Source organism: Hungatella sp. SL.1.14 (assembly GCF_024460495.1).
Lineage (GTDB): Bacteria > Bacillota > Clostridia > Lachnospirales > Lachnospiraceae > Hungatella > Hungatella hathewayi.
Window position 1 is genome coordinate 1 of the sequence record NZ_JANFYJ010000377.1, and the last position, 298, is coordinate 298.

Annotated in this window: 1 protein-coding gene; it reads left to right on the plus strand. The window is 46.0% G+C overall.

From position 1 onward, the window contains the following. Positions 1 to 298: helix-turn-helix domain-containing protein (locus NE473_RS31435; protein ID WP_256265669.1), on the plus strand; the 298-nt coding region annotated here is incomplete at both ends.

A 298-nucleotide genomic window follows, 5' to 3' on the forward strand; every position in this document is an offset into this window, starting at 1 on the left:
AGGCGGCAGAAATACTCACGGCTCAAGCCCTGGGAAGCTGCCGCCTGTTTAAGAAGTATACCGGCCAGACATTTCTTGCATACGTAAATTCTGTACGAACCATGAATTTTTACGAGGATCTTCTGAAATCTGATGAAAGCATCACGCAGCTGATGGTGCAGAATGGTCTTACCAATTACAAGGTCTTTATGCGGATCTTTAAAGAAATGTATGGAACCACCCCGCAGAAGATACGAAAATCCATGCGTGTGCCCAGCCGTCATCTGCAAATGCGTCTTTTGCCCGCTCTTCTTCATTA